The organism is Dactylosporangium sp. NPDC051541, from assembly GCF_044454505.1.
GTDB lineage: Bacteria > Actinomycetota > Actinomycetes > Mycobacteriales > Micromonosporaceae > Dactylosporangium.
This window is the reverse complement of sequence record NZ_JBITDU010000036.1, coordinates 1-20821: the sequence shown is the minus strand read 5'-3', so window position 1 is coordinate 20821 and position 20821 is coordinate 1. Positions and strand designations below refer to the sequence as shown.

Here is a 20821-nt window from a genome sequence, read left to right as displayed (position 1 = left end):
CGGACTCCGCGTCCTGCATCATCACGTCCAGCTTGTGCGTGGCGCGGAGCAGCGCTCGGCGCGCAGAGTCTCCATGGTGATCTCCATTCAAGTTGTGGGGGGACCCGGGCGGGTGACCGTTGCTGGCCGATCGACTTGTCCACATCGCGCGGGGTCATGTAGCTTGTCCTTGCACGGGATGCTCTGCGCTGTGGGCGGGTTATATTGCTATATGCCGTTACGCAGTCAGAGTTTGAGAGAGCACCTAACACGCCATGACGATTGTCGCGACTAGCTCGTGACACACGGTTGCTTTGCTCGGTAAAGCGGCCGATTTGGTGCTCTCCTGGCGGCTTCACAACTGAACCTTTCGAGCTCTCCTCCACCCGAACGCCTCCGAGCGGTCGTTTATAGGTGGGGGTGGACTTGAGGTGGGGTTGTGTCGTTCGAGCAGTGGATCATCCTAGGAATCGTCGCCATCTCCGGCATATCTGCGGGTGTCGCCATTCCAATCTGTCGCACCATCCGCCAGCGCCAAGTGGTGGACTTGACGAAGCACGTCTTCGACAAGAAAGGTGTCCAGGGGCTGAAGGCCATGCCTGAGCTCATCAAGGCCTTAGGTATGAACGTGCCCGAACCTGATTCTCCGCCGCAGTTTCGCGCCGTGCAGGCCGGGATGAAGATGCTTCCGGGCCGCAAGCGTAGGCAGCCGGCCAGAACCGCCGATCCGCCGAACGTTCCCGCCGTATAGCGGCGACCCCGTCTCCCCGCGCTCACACCGGCCTCACCGGATCGAGCAGGTGCGCCGCGTCTTCACGTGCCGTGAGCTGGACCATCTCAACAAGGCCCAGCGTCTCGTGCGGCGAGTGCTTGTCCGAGCCTGTCATGTAGAAGAAGCTCTGGCGCGTGCCGTCCCCACCGTGCACAGCCGCGCGCAGGTCGTAGCGCTCGTAGACAGCCATGACCACTCTGGCGTGCGGCATCATCTCGTGCACCTGGCCCCCGCCCGACCCCCTGATCCCCTCCGAGATCCGCTCCCGGATGTCCTTCGCGCTCATCGCCCTCTCCATTCGCGCCTCGGTCTTCTCCGTGATGGAGTTGGCCCCCGAGCGTCTCGCGAAGGCAATCGACCTGGGCCTCGCACCCGCCTTGATCTTCTCGAAGCTGATCCGGCTGTCCTTGACCGACCAGACCACGTCGAGCGTCTGCCGCTGTCGACTCGATGCACACTCCCGGCTGTCGTCCTAGCTGGTGCGATGGACGAGCATGACCGCCGCGCCCGTCTGGCGTGAGATGTGCAGCAGGTGCTTCTTCGGCGTTGAGAAGGTGGTCTCGTTGCGCTCGTCTTCGTCAGGCATGTGGTCCGCATGGGTGTCGAATGCCACCACCCGCCACGGCAAGCCGGACGACTCACGCAGCGCCACCATCTCCGCGCCGATGCGGTTGACGTCGACCGCCGAGAGCAAGTCGAGATCTTCATCGACCGTGAAGAACGCGTTGCGCTTCCCGGGCCGGTTGCGGTCGAACCTGCACGGCGTGATGTACACGTCTCAGCGCTGCTCGACCATGATTACCCTTGCATGTCCGTGCGCCATTGTCTGCGGTGCGTGGGTCGGCCGGCCGGCCAGCGGGGGCCGGCTGGAGTGTCGGCGGCTTGCCGCGGCGTGGCTACGGCCAGCCCAGTAGCCGTGCTCCTAGGACTGCTGTGTGCAGGGTGAAGCGCTGGGTGGGTTCGCCTGGGTGGTAGCCGGTCAGGTCGCGGATGCGGTCCAGGCGGTAGGTCACCGCGCGTACTGACAAGTGGAGGTGGCGGGCGGTGGCTGTGTAGTTGCCCTGGTGGTCGAACAGGACGGTCAAGGTTTCCAGGTATGGGGTCGGGCCGCCGCGGGCTTCGCGGAGGGGGCCCAGCACGGTGTTCACCAGGTCGGTGATCGCCTCGCGGTCGCGGAGGAGGACTGGGAAGACCAGGAGGTCGGCGGCGTTGAGGACGGGGGCCTGGAAGCCGAGCTTCGCGGCGTGGTCCAGGCAGCTGCGGGCCTCGTCCAGCGAGCGGGCCAGGCCCTGCACGCCCGGGTGGGGGCGGCCGGAGGCTACCTGCCAGCGGCCGGTGCCCAGTTCGCCGACGAGCAGGTGGGCGAGTTCGGCGGGGAGGCCGCGCAGGCCGCCGGCGCTGATGCAGACCAGTTCGCCGTCGCGCAGGGTGGTCAGGGTGTTGCCGTCGCCGAAGCGGGCGGCCAGGGCGGCGTCCACGCGGTGGGCGATCGCGGCGGTGAGGTCGGGGGAGCGGGTCACCAGGACGAGGTGGGTGGCGGAGAGGCGGATGCCGTAGCGCTGGGCCCGCTGGGCCAGGCCGCCCGGGTCGGCGCGGCCGGTGAGCAGGTCGGTGACGAACGCGGCGCGTTCGGTGTCGTGGCGGGCCAGCTCGGCGTGGTTGGCCCGGCTGTAGCCGTCCAGCGCCGCCGCCATCACCTTCTCCAGCAGCACGTAGTCGGCCGTCGTGGCGGCCGCGGACCGCAGCAGGCCGAGCACGAGCTCGCGGACCTGCACCCCGTCGTCGGCGGACCGGGCGCCGAGCAGCGCCGCGGCCTGCACCGGGTCCGGCGCGGCGAACGTGTTCATCGGGCTGCTCAGACTCCGACGTCGCGGCGGTCGAAGCACAGCACGCCGGCGGCCGCGGTCAGCGCGCCGGTGACGACCAGCACCGCGAGCTCGGGCAGGTGCCAGCCGGTGTGCAGCGGATCGGTGCCGAAGGCGTAGTGGAACGGCGACAGGTAGCGTAGCCAGGCCAGGCCGTCGATGACGCCGCTGAGGGCGTTGGCGATGTAGGTGGCGACGGCCAGCGCGCCGGTGACCGCGAGGACCGTCCCGCGCCGGCCGGAGGCGGCCCCGGCCAGGAACGCGATGCCGGTGAAGCACCAGGCCAGGGCGGCGAGGCCGAAGCACGCGGCGGACACGTCGGACAGGGCGACGTCCATCCCGGACGACGGCACGATCGCCAGCAGCAGCAACCACGGCACGGCGGCGACGCCGAGGACGCTGACGGCCGTGGCGGTCAGCCGCTGCGCGGCGAAGGCTTGCCGCGTCACCGGTACCGTCAGCAGCAGCTCCAGTCCCCCGTCCTCCTCGGGCCCGGCGATCGTGCGGGCGGCCAGGGTGGCGGCGCACATGAGCACCAGCAGCGGCCCGAGCAGGCTGAACACGGTGGCCTGCAGGAAGCCGGCGGCCGAGGTCAGGTCGGCGACGCCGAGGAAGTCGAGCATGTCCTTCGGCAGCGCGTCCTGCTTGAGCTGGGAGACGCCGGCGAAGTCGCGGTAGAACGACGTGTAGCCGGCGGTGAACACGGCGATGCCGACCGCCCACCCGAGCAGCGCCCGGCGGTCGTCCGCCCAGGTCTTACGCACCAGCGCGGGCAGCATCCGGGTCTCCCTCGGAGTGGTAGTAGTAGGACAGGAACGTCTCTTCCAGGTCGGGCTCGGTCGACAGCAGGTCGACGACCTCGTGCTGGGCAGCCGCCTTGACCAGCGGGTCGAGCTTGCCGTCGACGGTGCACTTGAGGACCGGGCCGTCGACGTGCAGCTCCGTGACCCCGGGCAGGCCGGCGAACAGGGCCGCCTGGACCGGGTCGGCGAAGTGGATCTCGACGGTGCGCACGGCCCGGCGGCCCAGGGACTCGACGCGTTCGACGGCGGCGAGCCGGCCGGCCCGGACGATCGCGACGCGGTCGGCGACCTCCTGGACCTCGGCCAGCACGTGCGAGGACATGAAGACCGTCTGGCCGGCCGCGCTCGCCTCGCGGACCAGGCCGAGGAACTCCTGCTGCATCAGCGGGTCGAGGCCGCTGGTCGGCTCGTCGAGCACGAGCAGGTCGGGCTGGTGCATGAAGGCTTGGACGAGGCCGACCTTCTGCTTGTTGCCCTTGCTCATCGCGTGGACCGGCCGGGACAGGTCGAGCTCGAGGCGTTCGGCGAGCTCCGTCACGCGGCTCCAGGCCACGCCGCCTCTGGCCGTACCGAAGAAGCGCAGAAGGTCTTTGGCTTTGCCTCGACGGCCGGGAAAGGCCAGCTCCCCGGGCAGGTAGCCGATGCGGCGGTGCAGGGCGGCCTTGTCCCGGCGGGGGTCGAGGCCGAGGACTGTCGCGCGGCCGCCGGTGGGGCGCAGGAAGTCGAGCAGCAGCCGGATGGTGGTGGTCTTGCCGGCGCCGTTGGGGCCGAGGAAGCCCATCACCTCCCCGGCCTGGACCTCCAGGTCGAGGCCCTCGATGCCCCGGTGCGAGCCGTAGAACTTGGTCAGTCCCTCGGCCCGCACCGCGATGTCACCCGTCATGTCACTATCGTCCGGCCACCGGCCGCCAACCTCCAGAGCGGGTTCCGGACGACAAAAGCCACAAGAAGTTGCCGGGACCCGGCAAACCTAGGTCGACACGCTTATCACTTCGGACGCGGGCAGGCGCGGCGTGTGCGGGGGACCGGCGTGCTCCGGGTCGGCGATCCCGAGCCGCAGCACCAGATACGGCCAGCCGACGTCACCCAGCATCCGCCGCAGCGCCAGCCGGGTGAAGTCCAGCTCGACCGGGCTCGACAGCGGCAGCACCGCGGTGCCGCGCCCGGTGGCGACCAGCCACAGCTCCCCGAGCGCCTCCCCGGCCGCCAGCCAGTCGGACCGCTCGTCCCCGTCGCCGTAGATGATCGCGTAGTTCGCCGCCGAGTCGTGCCCTTCCCCGGCGGCCAGGGACCCGGCCACGCCGAAGTCCCGCTCCGCGACCGTGGTCAGCGGCGTCTCCGCGGGCAGCGCCGAGTCCGGAATGCCGGTGCCGGAAGCCCGCGAACCGCCGGCCCACCGTGCCGTCTCCGCCTGCATCCGGGCGTCGTGCCGCTGCGCCTCACCGGAGTGCTCGATCATGACCGCGAGCTGCAGGACCTGATCCCGGTTGAGCACGTGCAGCCGGGCGCCGCCGCGCCGGGCCCCGGCGGCGAGCGCCTCCAGAACGGCCGGCTCCACCGGCTCGTCGGTGACGACCCGCCGGTCGGTCCGCCGGACCTGCAGCAACTGCAGCCGGTGCATGTCGTACGGGTCGGCCGGCGCGTGCGACACCGCCCGGATGACGGCGAGCGGCTCCCCAACAAGGCGTGACACCGAGACCTTCCAGCCCGAAGCGGCCAGGGCGACCAGCGCGTGGTGCAGGGCGGCGCCGCAGCTCAGGGTCATGAGCCGCCCGTCCGGGTCCTGCTCGGTGAGCTGCCGCTCGGGGACGGCGTAGAGCTCCAGCGTGTCACCCCGCACGACCCACCGCCACGGCTGGGTGTTGTGCACGGACGGCGCCCGCCGGGCGGCGTCGGCCGCCGCGGCCAGGGCGTCCTGAACTGCGGTCATCACAAGCTCCAGTCCCGCACGTCGGGCAGGTCCTCCAGGTGCTCCACGACGTACGTCTCGTGCTCGGCCAGCTTCCGCTCGCACCACGCCTTGAGCTCGGTGGCGCCGGGCGGGAGCCGCTTGGCGTTGTTGATGGCGTCCATGACGAGGTGGTACCGCGACACCCGGTTGCGCACCGTCATGTCGAACGGTGTCGTGGTCGTGCCCTCCTCGACGAACCCGCGCACACGGAACCGGTCGGCGTCGGGCCGGCCGTGCACCAGCTGGTGGACCGCGCCCGGGTACCCGTGGAAGGCGAACACCACATCGACCTTGTCGGTGAACAGCTCGGTGAACCGGGTCTCGCTCATCCCGTGCGGGTGGTCCTTGCGCCGCGGCAGCGTCATCAGGTCCACGACGTTGACGACCCGGACCCGCAATTTCGGCAGCTGCTCCCGCAGGATCCGCGCGGCCGCGACGGTCTCCATGGTGACCACGTCGCCGGCGCAGGCCAGGACGATGTCGGGGTCGACGGTGCCGTCGTCGGTGCCGGCCCAGTCCCAGATCCCGGCGCCGCGGGCGCAGTGCTCGGCCGCCGCGTCCATGGTGAGCCACTGCAGTTGCGGCTGCTTGTCGATGACGATCAGGTTGATGTACGAACGCGACCGCAGGCAGTGGTCGGCCACGGAGAGCAGGCAGTTGGCGTCCGGCGGCAGGTACACGCGGGCGATGTCACCCCGCTGTGTCAGCACCACCTGGATGAGCCCGGGCCCCTGGTGGCTGAAGCCGTTGTGGTCGTTGCGCCAGGCGGTCGACGTGAGCAGCACGTTGAGGCTCGGCACCGGCGCCCGCCACGGCAGACGGCGCGACTCCTGCAGCCATTTTCCATGTTGTACCGTCTGCGACGCCGACACCATCGCGAAGGCCTCGTAGGTCGCGAACATGCCGTGCCGCCCGGTCAGGTTGTAGCCCTCGAGCCAGCCGTGGCAATTGTGCTCCGACAGCACCTCCATGACCCGCCCGTCGCGGCCGATGGCCACGTCCGCGCCGGTCACCGGCTCCATGAAGGCCCGGTCCGACACCTCGAACACGGCACCGAGCCGGTTGCTGTTGGTCTCGTCGGGGCAGAAGAGCCGGAACCGGTCCGGGTTGTCGCGGTAGATGTCGCGCATCAGCTCGCCGAGGCGCCGGGTCGACTCCGCCCGCACGGCGCCGGGCTCGGGCACGTCGACCGCGTACTTGCGGAAGTCCGGGATGGCCAGATCCTCGGTGAGCAGGCCGCCGTTGGCGTGCGGGCTGGCGCTCATCCGCAGGTCACCCGCGGGGGCGAGATCCCGGATGATCGGGCTGGGAGCGCCGCTCGCGTCGAACAGCTCCTCCGGCCGGTACGACTTGAGCCACTCCTCGAGCAGCCGGAGGTGCTCGGGATTGTCCTTCACACCGGACAGCGGCACCTGGTGCGAACGCCACGTCCCGGTGACCTGGATGCCGTCGACCTCCTCGGGCCCGGTCCAGCCCTTGGGGCTGCGCAGCACGATGAGCGGCCAGCGCGGCCGGGTGCCGTCCCAGTCCCCGCCGCGGGCGGCGGCCTGGATCGCGCCGATCTTCTCGTAGGCCTCGGCCAGGACCGCCGCAAACCGGTGGTGCATCCCCGGCAGGTCACCGCCCTCGACCTCGAGGACGTCGTAGCCGTGGCCGGCCAGCAGCGACCGTACCTCCGCCGGATCTTTGCGCCCCAAGACGGTCGGCCCGGCGATCTTCGCGCCGTTGAGGTGCAGAATCGGCAGCACGGCCCCGTCCCGCGCCGGGTTGATGAAGGAGATGCCCTTCCATGAGCCCTCGAGGGGCCCGGTCTCGGCCTCGCCGTCACCGACGACGGCCACCGTCAGCAGCTCTGGGTTGTCCATCACGGAGCCGAAGGCGTGCACGAGCACATATCCGAGCTCGCCGCCCTCGTGGATCGACCCGGGCGTCGTCACCGACACGTGGCTGGGAATCCCGCCCGGCGCCGAGAACTGCCGGAACAGCCGCAGCAGCCCCGCCTCGTCCTGCGACACCGCCGGGTAGATCTCGCTGTAGGTCCCCTCCAGGTATCCGGCGGCGACCAGCGCCGGCCCGCCGTGCCCGGGCCCGGCCAGGTAGATGGCGTGCTGCCCGGTCTGCTTGATGAGCCGGGACAGGTGCGCGTAGATGAACGAGAGCCCCGGACTGGTGCCCCAGTGCCCGAGCAGCCGCGGCTTGATGTCGCCGGCCTCGAGCGGCCGTCGCAGCAGCGGGTTGCCCTGCAGGTAGATCTGCCCGATCGTCAGGTAGTTGTTCGCACGCCACCACGCATCCAGCTGTGCGAGTTCGGCATTGTCAAGCTCGGCCCGCAGGTGCTGTGTCATGACCTCTCCCCGGTGTCGCTCACGGCCTCCACATCTAGGCTGACCGTAGCGGGGGAACCTGAGCAGGGCCGGAGGTCCCGACAAACCCGGGACTCCGCCGTGCGCCGGCCTCGGGTGGACGGCCTCATCGGCGCACGGCGGCGCTCACATCACCAGATTTCTCATCCGGGGGTACTGGAGCCGGAGCCGACGAAACCGCGGACCATCGGCAGCCAGGCCGCGAGGTGCGTGCACGTCAGTTCCCGGAACGGCTCGGCCCGGGCCAGGAACGGGTCAAGGCGGACGCCGGCCGGGTCGAAGGAACCGCGCCGCGAGTGCAGCCATCGCGTGACCGGCTCGTCGACCGGCTCGCTGGGCAGTTCCGGAACGGCAGTGGGCAGGCCGACCGCGAGCGCGACGAGCAGCAGCAACGCCACGGCTTCCGTCGGCGGCCGGTCGAGTGACGCCCGCGCCTTCGCGACCCGGTACACGTTGAGGAACCGCTTCACCCGCCGCGGCGACGACCCGACCAGTGGCGCCACGGCGTCGAGCGCGTCGATCTCGGCCGGGGACAGCTCCAGCGCCCGGGCCGCGAACGTCTCGCTGACCGACGCGGCCGCAGCCGGTGCCGCGTCGGCGTGCGGTTCGGCCGTCGCGTCGCGGACCGTGGCCGGCGATGGCCGCGCCTCGGCCACCGGATGCGCGACTGGTTGCGCAGCGCCCGCGCGAGCAGCGTCGCGTCGACGCCGACGACGACCACGAACAGCGGCAACGCCAGCAGCAGGTGGACTGCCTCCAGGACCCGGACCACGGTCTCGGGCGGGCAGCGGTCGAGGTCGTCGATGTACAGCACGATCCGGTCCACCGGCGCGTCGGCGTCGGCCGCGGCCGCCCGCAGGTACGCGTCGAGGTCGCGCAGGTCGCGGTGGGCCAGCGCGACCATGCCGAGATAGTCGCCGTACTCGTTGCTGGCGGCGCGCTCACTGAGGTACCGCCGCAGCAGCCCAGCCCCGGTGAGCTGCTCGAGTTCAGCCTGCGCGGCGCTCTCCGCGGCCTCCGCGTCGGCCAATCTTCGCTGCGCCGCCTCGACGGCCGCCTCCGCCTCGGCCAGCCGCTGCTGAGCCTCGGCCAGCCGCACGAGCTGCTCAGCCTCGAGTGCGGCGACGCGCTCGTCGATGTGTCGCTGCATCGCCTCGGCCGGCGCCAGTACCCGCCGCACGAGGGCCGCCTGCCGGAACAGCCAGGCGGCCGTGCCGGCGCCGAGCGCCGCCAGCTGCGCCACCCCGGCCACGGCGGGGGCCAGCCACCCTCGCGACCAGTCGACGACGGCGGTCGCCAGGATGCCCGCGGCCGCGACCAAGAGCGTCAGGACCAGACCCAGCACGAGCGGCGAGCGCCACCAGCCACCGGCCGTCGCCAGCTGCCGCCCACGCGAGGCCGCCGCGGATCCCCCCACCGTTCTGGAAGAGCCGTATCGGCCGCCCGTGGGCGGTGAGCTGGGGAGTTGGCAGCCCGCGCGCCCGCACGCGGTTGCGCAGCGGCGGGAAGATGTCGTCCAGTGCCAGCGCTTCCGGGCCGTCCTCGACACCGTCGCGGATCAGGCGGATGAGCTCACCGGTGAGGACGGTGTTCCGCTCACCGGGTTCCGCGATCTCGGTCGCATCCGCGGCGGTCGCGACCAGCAGCGTCGTCGGCCGCCCGGCGAGGCCGGCGATGAGGTGGTCGGCACCGATCTGCCCGAGCTCGGCCCGCTCGGCGTAACAGGAGTCGATGATGATGACCACCCGTTCGGTGGCGCTGGCCGCGACCATCCGGGCGATCTCGCTGAACGCCACGGCGCTGCGCTCGACCCGGTGCACGTCGGAGCTGCGCAGCCCGAGATGGAGGGACCGCCCGTCGGCGCCGAGCAGCCCGTGGCCGGCGAAGTAGATCAGCAAGACGCCAGAGCTGGGCTCGCGCAGCGCCCGCTGGACCTCGTCGAGCACGTCGCCCGGCCGGTGGGCATCCAGCAGCACGTGGCACCGATCCGGCGGCAGGCCCCAGTGGAGCGGATCCGTCAGCTGCTCCTGCGCACGACGGTCAACGCCCAGCCACCCCCGACCAGGAAGGCGCTGCGGTCCTCGTCGGGTCGGGCATCGGAGAGCAGACGGTCCACGCCGGCCTCGATCGACATCAGCGAACGCTATTCGGAAGTGTCCTCCGGTCGCTTCGGGCAATCGGCGGACCGCGTTCCGGCGTAGCGGTCCGCGATGGCGGCGGCGCGGTTGTGCAGGGCGGTGCGCAGCCAGGCCGGGTGAGGGCTTCGGCGCCCGCGGCGAGCTGCCACAGCGCCCACTCGGCGTGCCGGCGGTCCTGGAAGGTGACCTCCAGGCGCAGCCGGCCGTCCGCGTCGGTGTCCTGTGCGAGCACGGCGAGGGCGGTGGCGGTGAGCTCGTCGCGCTGGGCCTGGGCCAGGTCGACCTGGTCGGGGCGGTCGGCCGGGTCGGCGAGCGGCTCCGCGGCGGGGATTCTCGACAGCCGATACGTGCGGTCCGCGCCGGCCGGTCAGTTCGGTCTGGAAGCCGGGCAGCAGCGCGAAGCCACCGTGCCGGCCGCGTTCGGATACAACCAGGGTGAGGTGGTCGCCGGGGCGCGCCGGACGGCGAACCGCGGCACCCCGGTGATCTGGCCGCCCAGCCGGCGCTCAGCCTCGACAATCTGGAGGCGGTCCTCGGCGCGGCGCGGATGTCCTGCTGGTCGAGCCGGAGGCCCCGGCCGTCGCGTGACGGCCGGGCGTGGTGCCGACGATGGCGCTGAAGGCGGCGATGAAGCCGCTCGGGTTGGCCCACCCGCAGGCGTGCGCCACTCGGGTCGTGTCGTGGCCCTCGGCCAGCAGCACGAGCGCGTGGGCGACGCGGAGCTGGGTGCGCCACTCGTAGAACGTCATGCCGAGCTCGTCGTGGAAGAGCCGGCTGAGGGTACGCGCACCGGCGCCCACGGACCGGCCGAGTACGGCGAGGGAGCTGCTGTCGGCCGGGTCGGCGTCGAGGATGCGGGCGACGGCCCGGAGCCGGTCGTCGCGCGGCTCCGGCAGGTGCAGGGGCTGCTCGGGCGCTTCGCGCAGCTCGTCGGCCAGGACCCGGTGCAGGCGGGCCCGCGCACCCCGGTCGAGGCCGGGCCGGTCGGTGAGGGCCAGGAGGACCTCGCGGGCCAGGCCGGAGGCGAGGTACACGGCCGGGTGCGCGGGCAGCTGCCGGGTCAGGGCCGGTGGCAGGAACACGATCCGCATGTCGGTCTCGCCGTGGGCGCGGTGGTGGTGCGGGGACCGGGGCGGCACCCAGGCGACCCGGTTGGCCGGGACGATCGAGGTGCCGCGCCCGGTGTGCACGGACAGGACGCCGGCGGCCGCGTACACCAGGTGGCCGCGCGGGTGGGTGTGCTCCGCGCTCGTCCCGCCCGACGGCCACCGGTGCACACCGCCGGACGGCCAGATCCGGGATTGGCGGGCTACGGGCATGACTCGGCATGCTATCGGTAGGCGGCCACCCGGGTGCGGGCCGACAGTGCAGGCATGACAACGACGATGCGGGCAGTGGTCTGTGTGCGGGCGGGCGGCCCGGAGGTGCTGCGGACACAGGATCGGCCGGTACCGGCGGTGCGGCCCGGCTGGAGCCTGGTGCGGGTGATGGGCGCCGGTCTCAACCGTTCGGAGCTGCGGACCCGGCAGGGGCACTCGCCGGGCGTGCGGTTCCCGCGGATCCTGGGCATCGAGTGCGTGGGCGTCGTGGCCGCCTCCACCGATCCCGGGCTGCCGGAGGGCGCGACCGTCGCGGCGGTGATGGGGGAGATGGGCCGCGCGTTCGACGGTGGCTACGCCGAGTGCGCGCTGCTGCCCAACGAGCTGCTGATGCCGGTGACGACGACGCTGCCGTGGCCGGTGCTGGCGGCGCTGCCGGAGACGTACCTGACCGCCCGGGGCGCCCTCGACACGCTCGGCCCGCGGCCGGGGGAGCGGCTGCTGATCCGGGGCGGCACGTCGTCGGTGGGCCTGGCCGCCGCGTCGATCGCGCACGGCGACGGCGTCGAGGTCGCGGCCACGACCCGCCGGGCCGGGAAGGCGGCCGCGCTGCGGGCCGCCGGAGCCGCCCACGTCCTCCTCGACGGCGGCGGGCCGCTGTCCACCCCGTGGCCGGAAGGCCCGGACCACGTCCTGGACCTCGTCGGGGCGAGCACGGTCGCCGGGTCGCTGCGCCTGGTCCGGCGGGGCGGGACGGTGTGCGTGGCGGGTTCGCTCAGCGGCTGGCTGGTCCCGGCGTTCGAGCCGATCGCGATGATCCCGTCCGGCACCCGCCTCACCGCGTTCCACAGCGACGACGCCAAGGGCCGCCCGGGCGCGGCCGTCCTGCAGCGCGTCATCGACAACGTCGAGGCGGGCGTGTACCGCGCGAACATCGACCGGGTCGTCACCCTGGACGAGGTGGCCGACGCCCACCGGTACATGGAGGACGATCGGGCCGCGGGCAAGGTGGTCATGACGGGAACCGGGCGCTGAACGCGGCCCGGACCGGGGCGCCCCGGGCGTGGTCGAGCACGGCGAACACCACCTCGTCGAAGCAGCCGGCGCTGGCGGTCAGGGCGTCGGCGAACGCGGCCGCCACCGTCGGCGGGTCGTTGCGGAAGACGCCGCAGCCCCACGCGCCGAGCACCAGCCGCCGGTGGTGGCCGGCCGCGGCCACGGCGAGCACGCGCCGGGCCCGCGCGGCGAGGACGGCCGCGACCCGGGCGGCGCGCGCGGCCGGCAGGGCGCCCCGGTTGGGAGCGGCGGCGGTCAGGAACGAGACGTGGTACGGCGTCTCCAGGAGCCGGCCGTCGTCGTCGCGGAAGACCGGGACGCCGGGGGAGAGGATCACGCTGTCGGTGTAGAGGTTGTCGCTGCGGGCCCGGTGCTGCGTGTAGAAGCGCGGGACCGCGTTGAGGCAGCTGAACAGGGCGGACGCGCGGGCCAGGTCCTCCTCCTGGGCCCGGGCACCGGTGCGGAAGCCGCCGCCCGGGTGCTTGGCCGAGGCGAAGACGAGCGCGGCCACGTCGCCGTCGCGGGCCAGGCGGTGACCGGCCGCCAGGGTGCTCTCCGCGGTCACCGAGATCCGCGGCGGCGGCCCCGGCGGCGGTGGGGGCGGGAGCGGCTCGCCGGGCGGGTACAGGCGGGTGCCGGCGACCGCCGCCCGGATCGCCGGGGCCAGGTCGACACGGCCGCCGCCGGGGGTGCGGTAGCCGGCGGCGTGGAGGATCCGCATCGTCTCGCCGGCGATGGCCCGCAGATTCGCGCTCACGCCGACCGATTCTGACCGGCCGGCCGGAGCCGGGCGACTCGATTTCGCGCGCGCTCAGGCGGCGACGGGCTGGGCCAGCAGGCGGAGCAGCTCGTCCGGCGGCATCGGGCGGTGGAAGTGGTAGCCCTGTGCGTAGCGGTAGCCCAGGCCGTACAAGTGCCGCGCCTGTTCTTCGGTTTCGACGCCCTCCGCGACGGCCCGCAGGTGCAGGCCCTCGGCGATCTGCAGGAGGGCGGTGGCGATGACCGCGGGTGAGCCGCCGGCGGCGATCTCGTCGACGAAGCTCTTGTCGACCTTCAGGACGTCGACCGGGCAGATCCGCAGGAGGCCCAGCGACGAGTGCCCGGTCCCGAAGTCGTCCAGGGCGATCCGCAGGCCCATGTCGCGCAGGGTGTTGACCGAGGCCAGGGCCAGGTCGTCGTCGAAGACCGCGGTCTCGGTGACCTCGACGGTGAGGCGGGCCGGGCCGGCGCCCGTCTCGTGCAGGACGCGGCGGACGGTGGCCGGGAAGTCGGGGTCGCGCAGCTGGCGGGCGGAGACGTTGACCGAGATGCGGATCGGGGCGTCCAGCGCCAGCCCGTCGAGGCGGACGGCCTGGACGCACGCTTCACGGAGGATCCACTCGCCGAGCGGGCCGATCAGGCCGGTGCGTTCGGCGACCGGGATGAACACCGACGGCGGGACGCGGCCGGGCCAGCGGATCAGGGCCTCGGCCGCCTCGATGCCGCCGTCGGGGAGGCGGACGATCGGCTGGTACACCATCCGCAGCTCACCGGCGTCCAGGGCGCGGCGCAGCTCGGCGCCGAGGCGGGCGTCCTCGGTCGCGGCCGCGTCGAGCTCGGGCCGGTAGCGGGCGGTGCGGTGCTTGCCGCGGTCCTTGGCCGCGTACATGGCGACGTCGGCCCGGCGCAGCAGCTCCCGGGCGTCGGCCCCGCCGGCCGCGCTGGTGAGCCCGGTGCTGGCCCGGATCATCAGCTCCACGTCCCCGGCGACCAGCGGCTGCTGCAACGCCTCCGCGACGTTCGCCACCAGGGCGTCGGCCTGCTCGGTACCGGCGTCGAGCAGGATCGCGAACTCGTCGCCGCCGAGGCGGACCACGGTGCCGGCGGCACCGACGACGCCGGTCAGGCGGGCCGCGACCGCGCGCAGCAGCTCGTCGCCGACGTTGTGCCCGAGGCGGTCGTTGACCTGCTTGAAGTCGTCGAGGTCGATGAGGGCCAGGTGGAGGCGGTCCGGCGGCGTGGCGGCCATCTCCTCCATGCGGCGGCTGAGCAGGCGGCGGTTGCCCAGGCCGGTCAGGGCGTCCTGGGCGGCCTGGCTGGCGAGCTGGTCGCGGGCATCGGAAAGCTGGGCGACGGTACGGTCGACCGTCGCGAGCAGCCGCGCGTTGTCCCGGAACGCGTGGATCTGCCGGGCCACGACGAGCAGCGTGAGCAGCACGGTCCCCACGGTCAGGACGCGGCCGTCAGGCCCGTTGCCGGCAGCGAGCAGCAGCCCGTTGGCGACGGCCACGGCCAGGTAGGGCACGATGCTCCAGCGCCGGGCCGGCAGCGGCGGTGGTGGCGGGAGGTCGGCCGCGCGGCGCTGGCGGTCGGCCGCGAGCGTGATGAAGACGCACGCGAGGGCGACTGTCGCGTGGGCATCGCTGATCGCCGGGTAGGCCGCGTAGATCGGCGCCATCGCCCCGGCGGTCGCGGCGACGACGGTGGCCGCGGCCAGGATGCGCAGGGCGCCACGCTCGACCGCGCCGATGCCGGTCGAGCTGAGCTTCACGAACACGGCGATGGAGGCGCAGCCGGCCACGACGGCGACGACGGCCGGCCACACCGAGCCCGAGACCTTGGCCCAGGCTTCCGCGTCGCGGAAGGAGAAGTGCCAGGCCAGCAACGCCACCGTGATCATGACGGTGCCGCTGTCGAGGACGATCTGGAGGGTACCGCCACGCTGCGCACGGGCCGCCGGGAGCCGGAGGAGTCCCCATTGCGTGATGAAGGAGGCGCTGATGAAGCAGCCGAGGGTCAGCGCGCTGAGGCGCTGCGAGGGCGCGCCGGGGCCGCCGAGCGCGTCGTAGGCGTTGCTGAGCGCGCCCGCGCCGAGCATCGCGGAGGAGATGGCGACGTGGCGCCAGAAGCGCCGGGCGGCGCCACCGGCCTTGGCGGCCCGCCAGCACTCGGCGGCCGCGACCCCGGCGAGCACCGGCAGCGTCGCCCAGCCGATCAGCGGGGCCTGCCACCGGTGCAGCAGCACCCCGGTGAGCCAGCCGGCCAGCACGACCGCGGCGACGGCCCCGGACAGCAGGCCGGCAGTGAGCCGGAACGGCCGGACGTCGCCAGTCACCGGAAGATCCTCTCGTACGTCATGACTCGCACGTCATCGGCGGGCCGGGCGGCGACCTGAGCGATTGCCGGATCGCGGGATTGGGTAGAGATGCGGGCATGGGACTGACTGACGACGACATCACCACGACTTCCTCTTCACACAGCCACTCCGAGCACCACTCGAGCTCGTCGCACCACGCCAGCGTCAACGGCGTGCCGACCGTGGACGACGATCACGAGGAGCACGTGGTCCGCGACCACGTGTCCGGCGAGGGCCCCAACGACGGCGGCGCGGACCCGCACGGCACCGACGGTGGTGCCGATGGTGGCGCTCAGCTCTGACCTGCGTCTCCTACCAGCTTCGACCAAGGCCGACCCGGCAACGGGTCGGCCTTTTGCATGTAGACGTTGACGAATAGGTCAGATTCTGCAACCTTATAGACCCAGTCCCCGCAAAAACTCAGCAGAGATCTGCAACTTCCGGTGAGCGCACCGCCAACCGCCTGCCGGCGCACACCCCTACACCGCCCGATTCCGCGCGCGCCTCCGCCAAAGCGCCGCCGCCGTGTGCCTCCGCACGCGACGCGCGGCCCGGCCGCCGGGTCGGGCATCCCGCGCTGTCATCTGAACGGAGCAGAGGACAACCATGCCCAGAAGAAGACTCACGGCCGGTGCCCTGACGGTCCTGCTGGCCGCCGCCGGCGCCGTCGGCCTCGTCGCCGCCCCGCCCGCCCTCGCCGCCGGCGGCCCCAACCTGGCCCAGGGCCGGACCGCGACCGCCAGCAGCGCCAACAGCCCGTATGTGGCGAGCAACGTCACCGACGGCAACCAGGGCAGCTACTGGGAGAGCGCCAACAACGCGTGGCCGCAGTGGATCCAGGTCGACCTGGGCTCCGCGATCAGCGTCGACCAGGTCAAGCTCAAGCTCCCGACCGGCAGCTGGGGCGCGCGCACGCAGACCGTCGCGCTTTCGGGCAGTACCGACGGAAACAGCTTCTCGCAGTTGTCGGCCGCCTCCGGACGACTCTTCGATCCCGCGAGCGCGAACACCGTGACCATCGGGTTCACCGCCGCCTCCGTCCGCTACGTGCGGGCGACGATCACCGCCAACACGGGGTGGCCGGCCGGGCAGCTGTCCGAGTTCGAGGTGTACGGCGCGACCACCACGACCAACCCGCCGACCGCGCCCGGCAGCCTGGCCTACACCGAGCCCGGCAACGGGCAGATCAAGCTGACCTGGACCGCGTCCTCGTCGTCGCTCGGCATCGGCGGGTACACCGTGTACGCCAACGGCACCGCCCGGGCCACGGTCGCCGCGGGCACCCTCACCTACACCGACACCCAGCCCGCGGGGACGACGGTCGAGTACTTCGTCCGGGCCCGCGACACCGCCGGTACCGAGAGCGCCGACAGCAACCACGTCACCCGCAACGGCAGCACCCAGCCGCCGGGCGGCACGAACCTGTCGCAGGGCAAGCCGGTCGACGCGAACTCCTCGGTGTTCGGCTTCGTCGCCGCCAACGCCGTCGACGGGAACGTCGCCACCTACTGGGAGTCGAACGGGTACCCGGGGACGCTCACCGTCCACCTGGGCGCGAACGCCGACATCAACTCGATCGTCGTGCGGCTCAACCCGGACACGGCGTGGGGCGCGCGCACCCAGGCGATCACCGTCCTGGGCCGGGAGCAGTCCGCGACCGGGTTCACGACGCTCAAAGCACAAGCCAACTACGCATTCGCTCCCGGGGGTACGCAGAACACGGTGACGATCCCGGTGACGGCCCGCGTCGCCGACGTCCAGCTGCAGTTCGCCGCCAACACCGGCGCGCCCGGCGGCCAGGTCGCCGAACTGCAGGTGTTCGGGGCGATGGCGCCGAACCCGGACCTCGTCGTCAGCACCGCGTCCTGGTCGCCGGCCGCGGTCAACGAGACGACCGCGATCACGCTGTCAGCCACGGTGCGCAACAACGGTACCGCCGCCGCATCTGCGACAACCGTCAACTTCGCACTCGGCGGCTCCGTCGCCGGCACGGCCAACGTCGGTGCCCTCGCCGCCGGCGCGTCCACGACCGTCACCTTCAACGCCGGCACCCGCCCGATCGGCAGCTACCCGCTGACCGCCACGGTCGACCCGGCCAACACGGTCGTCGAGCAGAACAACGACAACAACAGCTTCACCACCGCGAGCCCGCTCGTCGTGACCCAGGCCCCCGGCCCGGACCTGCAGGTGACCGCGGTCGCCTCCAACCCGGCCAGCCCGGCCGCCGGGGCCGCGGTCTCGTTCGTCGTCTCGATCGCCAACACCGGCACCACCGCGGTCAGCGCGACCACCGTGACCCGGGTGACCGCCGGCGCCACCACGCTCAACACCAACACCGGCGCGATCGGCGCCGGGCAGAGCGTCAACGTGGCCATCAGCGGCACCTGGACGGCGGTGTCGGGCGGGGCCACGATCGTCGCCACCGCCGACGCCACCAACGTCGTCGCCGAGACCCACGAGGACAACAACTCCCTGTCGAAGTCCATCGTGGTCGGACGCGGGGCCGCGGTGCCCTACACCGAGTACGAGGCCGAGTCCGCCAGCTACACCGGCACCCTGGTGACCGCCGACTCGCTGCGCACGTTCGGGCACACCAACTTCGGCACGGAGAGCTCGGGCCGGGCGTCGGTGCGGCTGACGAGCACCGGGCAGTACGTCGAGTTCACCTCCACCAACCAGTCCAACTCCATCGTCGTGCGCAACTCGGTGCCCGACTCGCCCGCCGGCGGCGGCCAGGACTACACGCTCAGCCTCTACGCCAACGGCACGTTCGTGCAGAAGCTCACCCTGTCGTCACACTTCAGCTGGCTGTACGGCACCAGCGACGACACCGAGTCCCTGTCCAACAGCCCCGGCCCGGACGCGCGCCGGCTCTTCGACGAGGCCCACGCGCTGCTGACCCAGAGCTACCCGGCGGGCACGAAGTTCAAGCTGCAGCGCGACAACGGCGACAACGCGTCGTTCTACTACATCGACCTCGTCGACCTCGAGCAGGTCGCACCGCAGCTGTCCCAGCCGGCCGGATGCACGTCGATCACGCAGTACGGCGCCGTGCCGAACGACGGCGTCGACGACACCGCCGCCATCCAGCGGGCCGTCATGGACGACCAGAACGGCGTCATCAGCTGCGTGTGGATCCCCGCCGGGCAGTGGCGGCAGGAGCAGAAGATCCTGACCCCGGACCCGACCCGCGGCCAATACAACCAGAAGGGGATCCGCAACGCCGTCATCAAGGGCGCCGGCATGTGGTACTCCCAGCTGTACACGACCACCGAGCCGCAGAACGTGACCGGGAACATCAACCACCCGCACGAGGGCAACGTCGGCTTCGACATCGACGACAACGTGCAGCTCTCCGACATCGCCATCTTCGGCGGCACCACCAACCGCAAGGACCGCGGCCACGGCCTCAACGGCCGCTTCGGCCAGAACACCAAGGTGTCGAACGTGTGGATCGAGCACACGAACGTCGGCGCCTGGGTCGGCCGCGACTACAGCGACACCCCCGCATACTGGAACCCGGCCATCGGCCTGGAATTCTCCGGCATGCGCATCCGCGACACCTACGCCGACGGCATCAATTTCTCCAACGGCTCCCGCAACTCCAAGGTGTTCAACTCGTCGTTGCGCACCACGGGCGACGACTCCCTCGCCGTCTGGTCCAGCACCTACGTCAAGGACCAGTCGGTCGACATCGGCCACGACAACCACTTCACGAACAACACCATCCAGCTCCCGTGGCGCGCCAACGGCATCGCCATCTACGGCGGCTACGGCAACGGCGCGGAGAACAACCTCATCGCCGACACGATGAACTACCCGGGCATCATGCTGGCCACCGACCACTCCCCGATCCCGTTCTCGGGCACGACGGTCCTGGCCAACAACGGCCTGTACCGTTGCGGCGGCGTATTCTGGGGCGAGCAGCAGAAGTTCGGCGCGATCACCCTCTTCGCCCCCGGCGCCGACATCCCGGGCGTCACCATCCGCGACACGGACATCAGCGACTCCACCTACGACGGCATCCAGTTCAAGGCCGGCAGCGGCCAATACCCGAACGTCGCCATCACCAACGTCCGCATCGACAAGTCCAACAACGGAGCCGGCATCCTGGCGATGGGCAGCGCCCGCGGCAGCGCCACCCTGACCAACGTCACGATCACGAACTCCGCGACGGGCAGCGTCGTGAAGGAGCCCGGCTCCCAGTTCGTCTTCAACGGCACGCCGAATTAGCTGTTCCTTCGAAACGGTGGGGGAGGCTTCGCCTCCACCCACCGTCACGTGATCGACAACTGAAGAGGTCTCCGGTATGTGGCTCCGCGACCACGCGACCGCATACCGGAGACTTCGCAACTGCGGCCGGCGGAGCGCTCACCGGCGTATGCGAGCCACGTCAGTGCCTGACACCCAGGCAGCAGTACGCCGCCCAGATGAGCGGCAGAGCCTTGTTCATAGCCGGCCCGGGCATCCTGTCGTCGTGCAGGTCGGCGAGGTCGGCGAAGCAAGTCCCGGCGCATGCCCAGCAGCGGCAACGGAAGCTGCGTCACGACGTTGCCGGCGACAACCAGCGAGCGCGGCCGGTCGGGCGCTGCGGCCAGCAGGACCGTCCGTAGTGCTTCGGGTATGAGCATGTCGCCGAGTTCGGCGGCGGTGCGGCGGGCGATGATCCGGACCCTGCTGGTGACCTCGATGCGCGCGCCGGGCTAGACGTTGCCGAGATCTGCGGCCAGGTCGTCGGATACCCGAAGGTCCCGCCGCACAGATTCGCGGAACGCGTTGATGGCAACCTCGAATTCCTGTTTCGCGTGAGTCCAAGCATCGTGACTCGGCTCCGTGATCAGCCCTCGGGCGAACCACTCGATCCGCCAGAGGGCCTGGTTGACCTTGCGCAGAGCTTCGACCACCTCTTTGGGGCCGAGGAGGAGGACGCGCTCGGCGGAGATGCTCCTGTGGGCCTCGGCCTCCGCGAGGAGTGGAAGCCCCTCGTCCTTCGAGAGGGCGATCGGGAGCTTGGGGTCGAGGCCGCTGTCGCCCAGCATCCGACGGGCAATCGACCGCATCGTTTTCACGTCATCCAGATATGCGACGTAGACGTCCAGCTTTCGCTCGGCTCTACGTTGCACCTGATCACGCCGATGCCTCACCCGCTCGTTGAGTGCGCCTGCCGCATACGATGTGACGGCACCGAGCAAGACGGCAAGCAGGGTCATCAGCTGGTTCGCCACCGAAGCGTCCCTTCATCCGGGTGAGCTTCACGGGAGTCAGTGTGCGGCATGACGGCAAGCCTGGCGGTAGTCAGGAAACAGCCGCCGCCCGTTTCGTGGGAGCGCGGCGGCTACGGCGCAATCGTCCAGCGCGCGAGAACGCCTAGTACTGCAACGGCAGGTCGTGGCTCCGCTCGTGCTGGCTCGTTGACTGGTTGTGGTCGATGTTGAGCTGGTCGGGTCGTGGGATGCCGGG

The 20821-nt window shown here is 71.7% G+C and carries 19 protein-coding genes; 6 read left to right on the top strand and 13 right to left on the bottom strand.

The window, feature by feature from the left end; translation table 11 throughout:
• Window positions 1-418 precede the first annotated feature (418 nt).
• Window positions 419-730 (top strand): hypothetical protein, encoded by a 312-nt coding sequence (locus ACIA8L_RS55570; RefSeq protein WP_395918282.1) that lies wholly within the window; start codon window positions 419-421, stop codon window positions 728-730.
• A gap of 22 nt (window positions 731-752) precedes the next feature.
• On the opposite strand, the gene ACIA8L_RS55565 is transcribed toward ACIA8L_RS55570, so the two are convergent.
• Window positions 753-1037 (bottom strand): hypothetical protein, encoded by a 285-nt coding sequence (locus tag ACIA8L_RS55565; RefSeq protein WP_395918280.1) that lies wholly within the window; start codon window positions 1035-1037, stop codon window positions 753-755.
• On the opposite strand from ACIA8L_RS55565, the gene ACIA8L_RS55560 reads away from it, so the two are divergent.
• Entirely contained in the window at window positions 1021-1227 is a 207-nt protein-coding gene (locus ACIA8L_RS55560) for a hypothetical protein (RefSeq protein WP_395918278.1), read from the top strand. The two genes, ACIA8L_RS55565 and ACIA8L_RS55560, sit on opposite strands and share 17 nt — an antisense overlap.
• Here the strand turns inward: ACIA8L_RS55560 and ACIA8L_RS55555 are convergent.
• The 8 genes from ACIA8L_RS55555 to ACIA8L_RS55520 all read right to left on the bottom strand — a co-directional run bounded on the left by ACIA8L_RS55555 (window position 1224) and on the right by ACIA8L_RS55520 (window position 9150).
• Window positions 1224-1526 (bottom strand): hypothetical protein, encoded by a 303-nt coding sequence (locus tag ACIA8L_RS55555; protein WP_395918277.1) that lies wholly within the window; start codon window positions 1524-1526, stop codon window positions 1224-1226. The two genes, ACIA8L_RS55560 and ACIA8L_RS55555, sit on opposite strands and share 4 nt — an antisense overlap.
• A 121-nt stretch (window positions 1527-1647) precedes the next feature.
• Entirely contained in the window at window positions 1648-2598 is a 951-nt protein-coding gene (locus ACIA8L_RS55550) for a PucR family transcriptional regulator (RefSeq protein WP_395918275.1), read from the bottom strand.
• An 8-nt stretch (window positions 2599-2606) separates the two neighbouring features.
• Window positions 2607-3395, bottom strand: a complete 789-nt coding sequence (locus ACIA8L_RS55545; protein ID WP_395918273.1) for an ABC transporter permease subunit — start codon at window positions 3393-3395, stop codon at window positions 2607-2609.
• Window positions 3373-4302, bottom strand: a complete 930-nt coding sequence (locus tag ACIA8L_RS55540; protein WP_395918271.1) for an ABC transporter ATP-binding protein — start codon at window positions 4300-4302, stop codon at window positions 3373-3375. Before ACIA8L_RS55540 ends, ACIA8L_RS55545 begins: the two co-directional genes overlap by 23 nt.
• An 87-nt stretch (window positions 4303-4389) precedes the next feature.
• A complete protein-coding gene (locus ACIA8L_RS55535) occupies window positions 4390-5349 on the bottom strand; it encodes an Acg family FMN-binding oxidoreductase (RefSeq protein ID WP_395918270.1) in 960 nt (319 codons plus the stop codon).
• Window positions 5349-7715 (bottom strand): phosphoketolase, encoded by a 2367-nt coding sequence (locus ACIA8L_RS55530; protein WP_395918268.1) that lies wholly within the window; start codon window positions 7713-7715, stop codon window positions 5349-5351. Before ACIA8L_RS55530 ends, ACIA8L_RS55535 begins: the two co-directional genes overlap by 1 nt.
• 161 nt (window positions 7716-7876) lie before the next feature.
• Entirely contained in the window at window positions 7877-8236 is a 360-nt protein-coding gene (locus ACIA8L_RS55525) for a hypothetical protein (protein WP_395918266.1), read from the bottom strand.
• Window positions 8200-9150, bottom strand: coding sequence for a P-loop NTPase fold protein (locus tag ACIA8L_RS55520; protein ID WP_395918264.1), 951 nt, complete (start codon window positions 9148-9150; stop codon window positions 8200-8202). Before ACIA8L_RS55520 ends, ACIA8L_RS55525 begins: the two co-directional genes overlap by 37 nt.
• 28 nt (window positions 9151-9178) lie before the next feature.
• On the opposite strand from ACIA8L_RS55520, the gene ACIA8L_RS55515 reads away from it, so the two are divergent.
• On the top strand, window positions 9179-9934 hold the full coding sequence (locus tag ACIA8L_RS55515) for a hypothetical protein (RefSeq protein ID WP_395918262.1): 756 nt from the start codon (window positions 9179-9181) through the stop codon (window positions 9932-9934).
• Between the two features lie 443 nt (window positions 9935-10377).
• Here the strand turns inward: ACIA8L_RS55515 and ACIA8L_RS55510 are convergent, their stop codons facing one another.
• Window positions 10378-11190: an AraC family transcriptional regulator gene (locus tag ACIA8L_RS55510; RefSeq protein ID WP_395918261.1), complete on the bottom strand. Its 813-nt coding sequence runs from the start codon at window positions 11188-11190 to the stop codon at window positions 10378-10380.
• A gap of 54 nt (window positions 11191-11244) precedes the next feature.
• On the opposite strand from ACIA8L_RS55510, the gene ACIA8L_RS55505 reads away from it, so the two are divergent.
• Window positions 11245-12225, top strand: coding sequence for a zinc-binding dehydrogenase (locus ACIA8L_RS55505; protein ID WP_395918259.1), 981 nt, complete (start codon window positions 11245-11247; stop codon window positions 12223-12225).
• Here the strand turns inward: ACIA8L_RS55505 and ACIA8L_RS55500 are convergent.
• Window positions 12203-13003 (bottom strand): TIGR02452 family protein, encoded by an 801-nt coding sequence (locus tag ACIA8L_RS55500; RefSeq protein ID WP_395918257.1) that lies wholly within the window; start codon window positions 13001-13003, stop codon window positions 12203-12205. The genes ACIA8L_RS55505 and ACIA8L_RS55500 overlap by 23 nt on opposite strands.
• 54 nt (window positions 13004-13057) lie before the next feature.
• Entirely contained in the window at window positions 13058-15340 is a 2283-nt protein-coding gene (locus tag ACIA8L_RS55495) for a putative bifunctional diguanylate cyclase/phosphodiesterase (protein WP_395918255.1), read from the bottom strand.
• Between the two features lie 98 nt (window positions 15341-15438).
• Here ACIA8L_RS55495 and ACIA8L_RS55490 point away from each other — a divergent pair, with 98 nt between their 5' ends.
• Window positions 15439-15663: a BatC protein gene (locus ACIA8L_RS55490; RefSeq protein ID WP_395918253.1), complete on the top strand. Its 225-nt coding sequence runs from the start codon at window positions 15439-15441 to the stop codon at window positions 15661-15663.
• Window positions 15664-15967: 304 nt separating this feature from the next.
• Window positions 15968-19594 (top strand): CARDB domain-containing protein, encoded by a 3627-nt coding sequence (locus tag ACIA8L_RS55485; RefSeq protein ID WP_395918251.1) that lies wholly within the window; start codon window positions 15968-15970, stop codon window positions 19592-19594.
• 470 nt (window positions 19595-20064) lie between these two features.
• Here the strand turns inward: ACIA8L_RS55485 and ACIA8L_RS55480 are convergent, their stop codons facing one another.
• Window positions 20065-20586 (bottom strand): hypothetical protein, encoded by a 522-nt coding sequence (locus ACIA8L_RS55480; RefSeq protein WP_395918249.1) that lies wholly within the window; start codon window positions 20584-20586, stop codon window positions 20065-20067.
• Window positions 20587-20821: the final 235 nt, after the last annotated feature.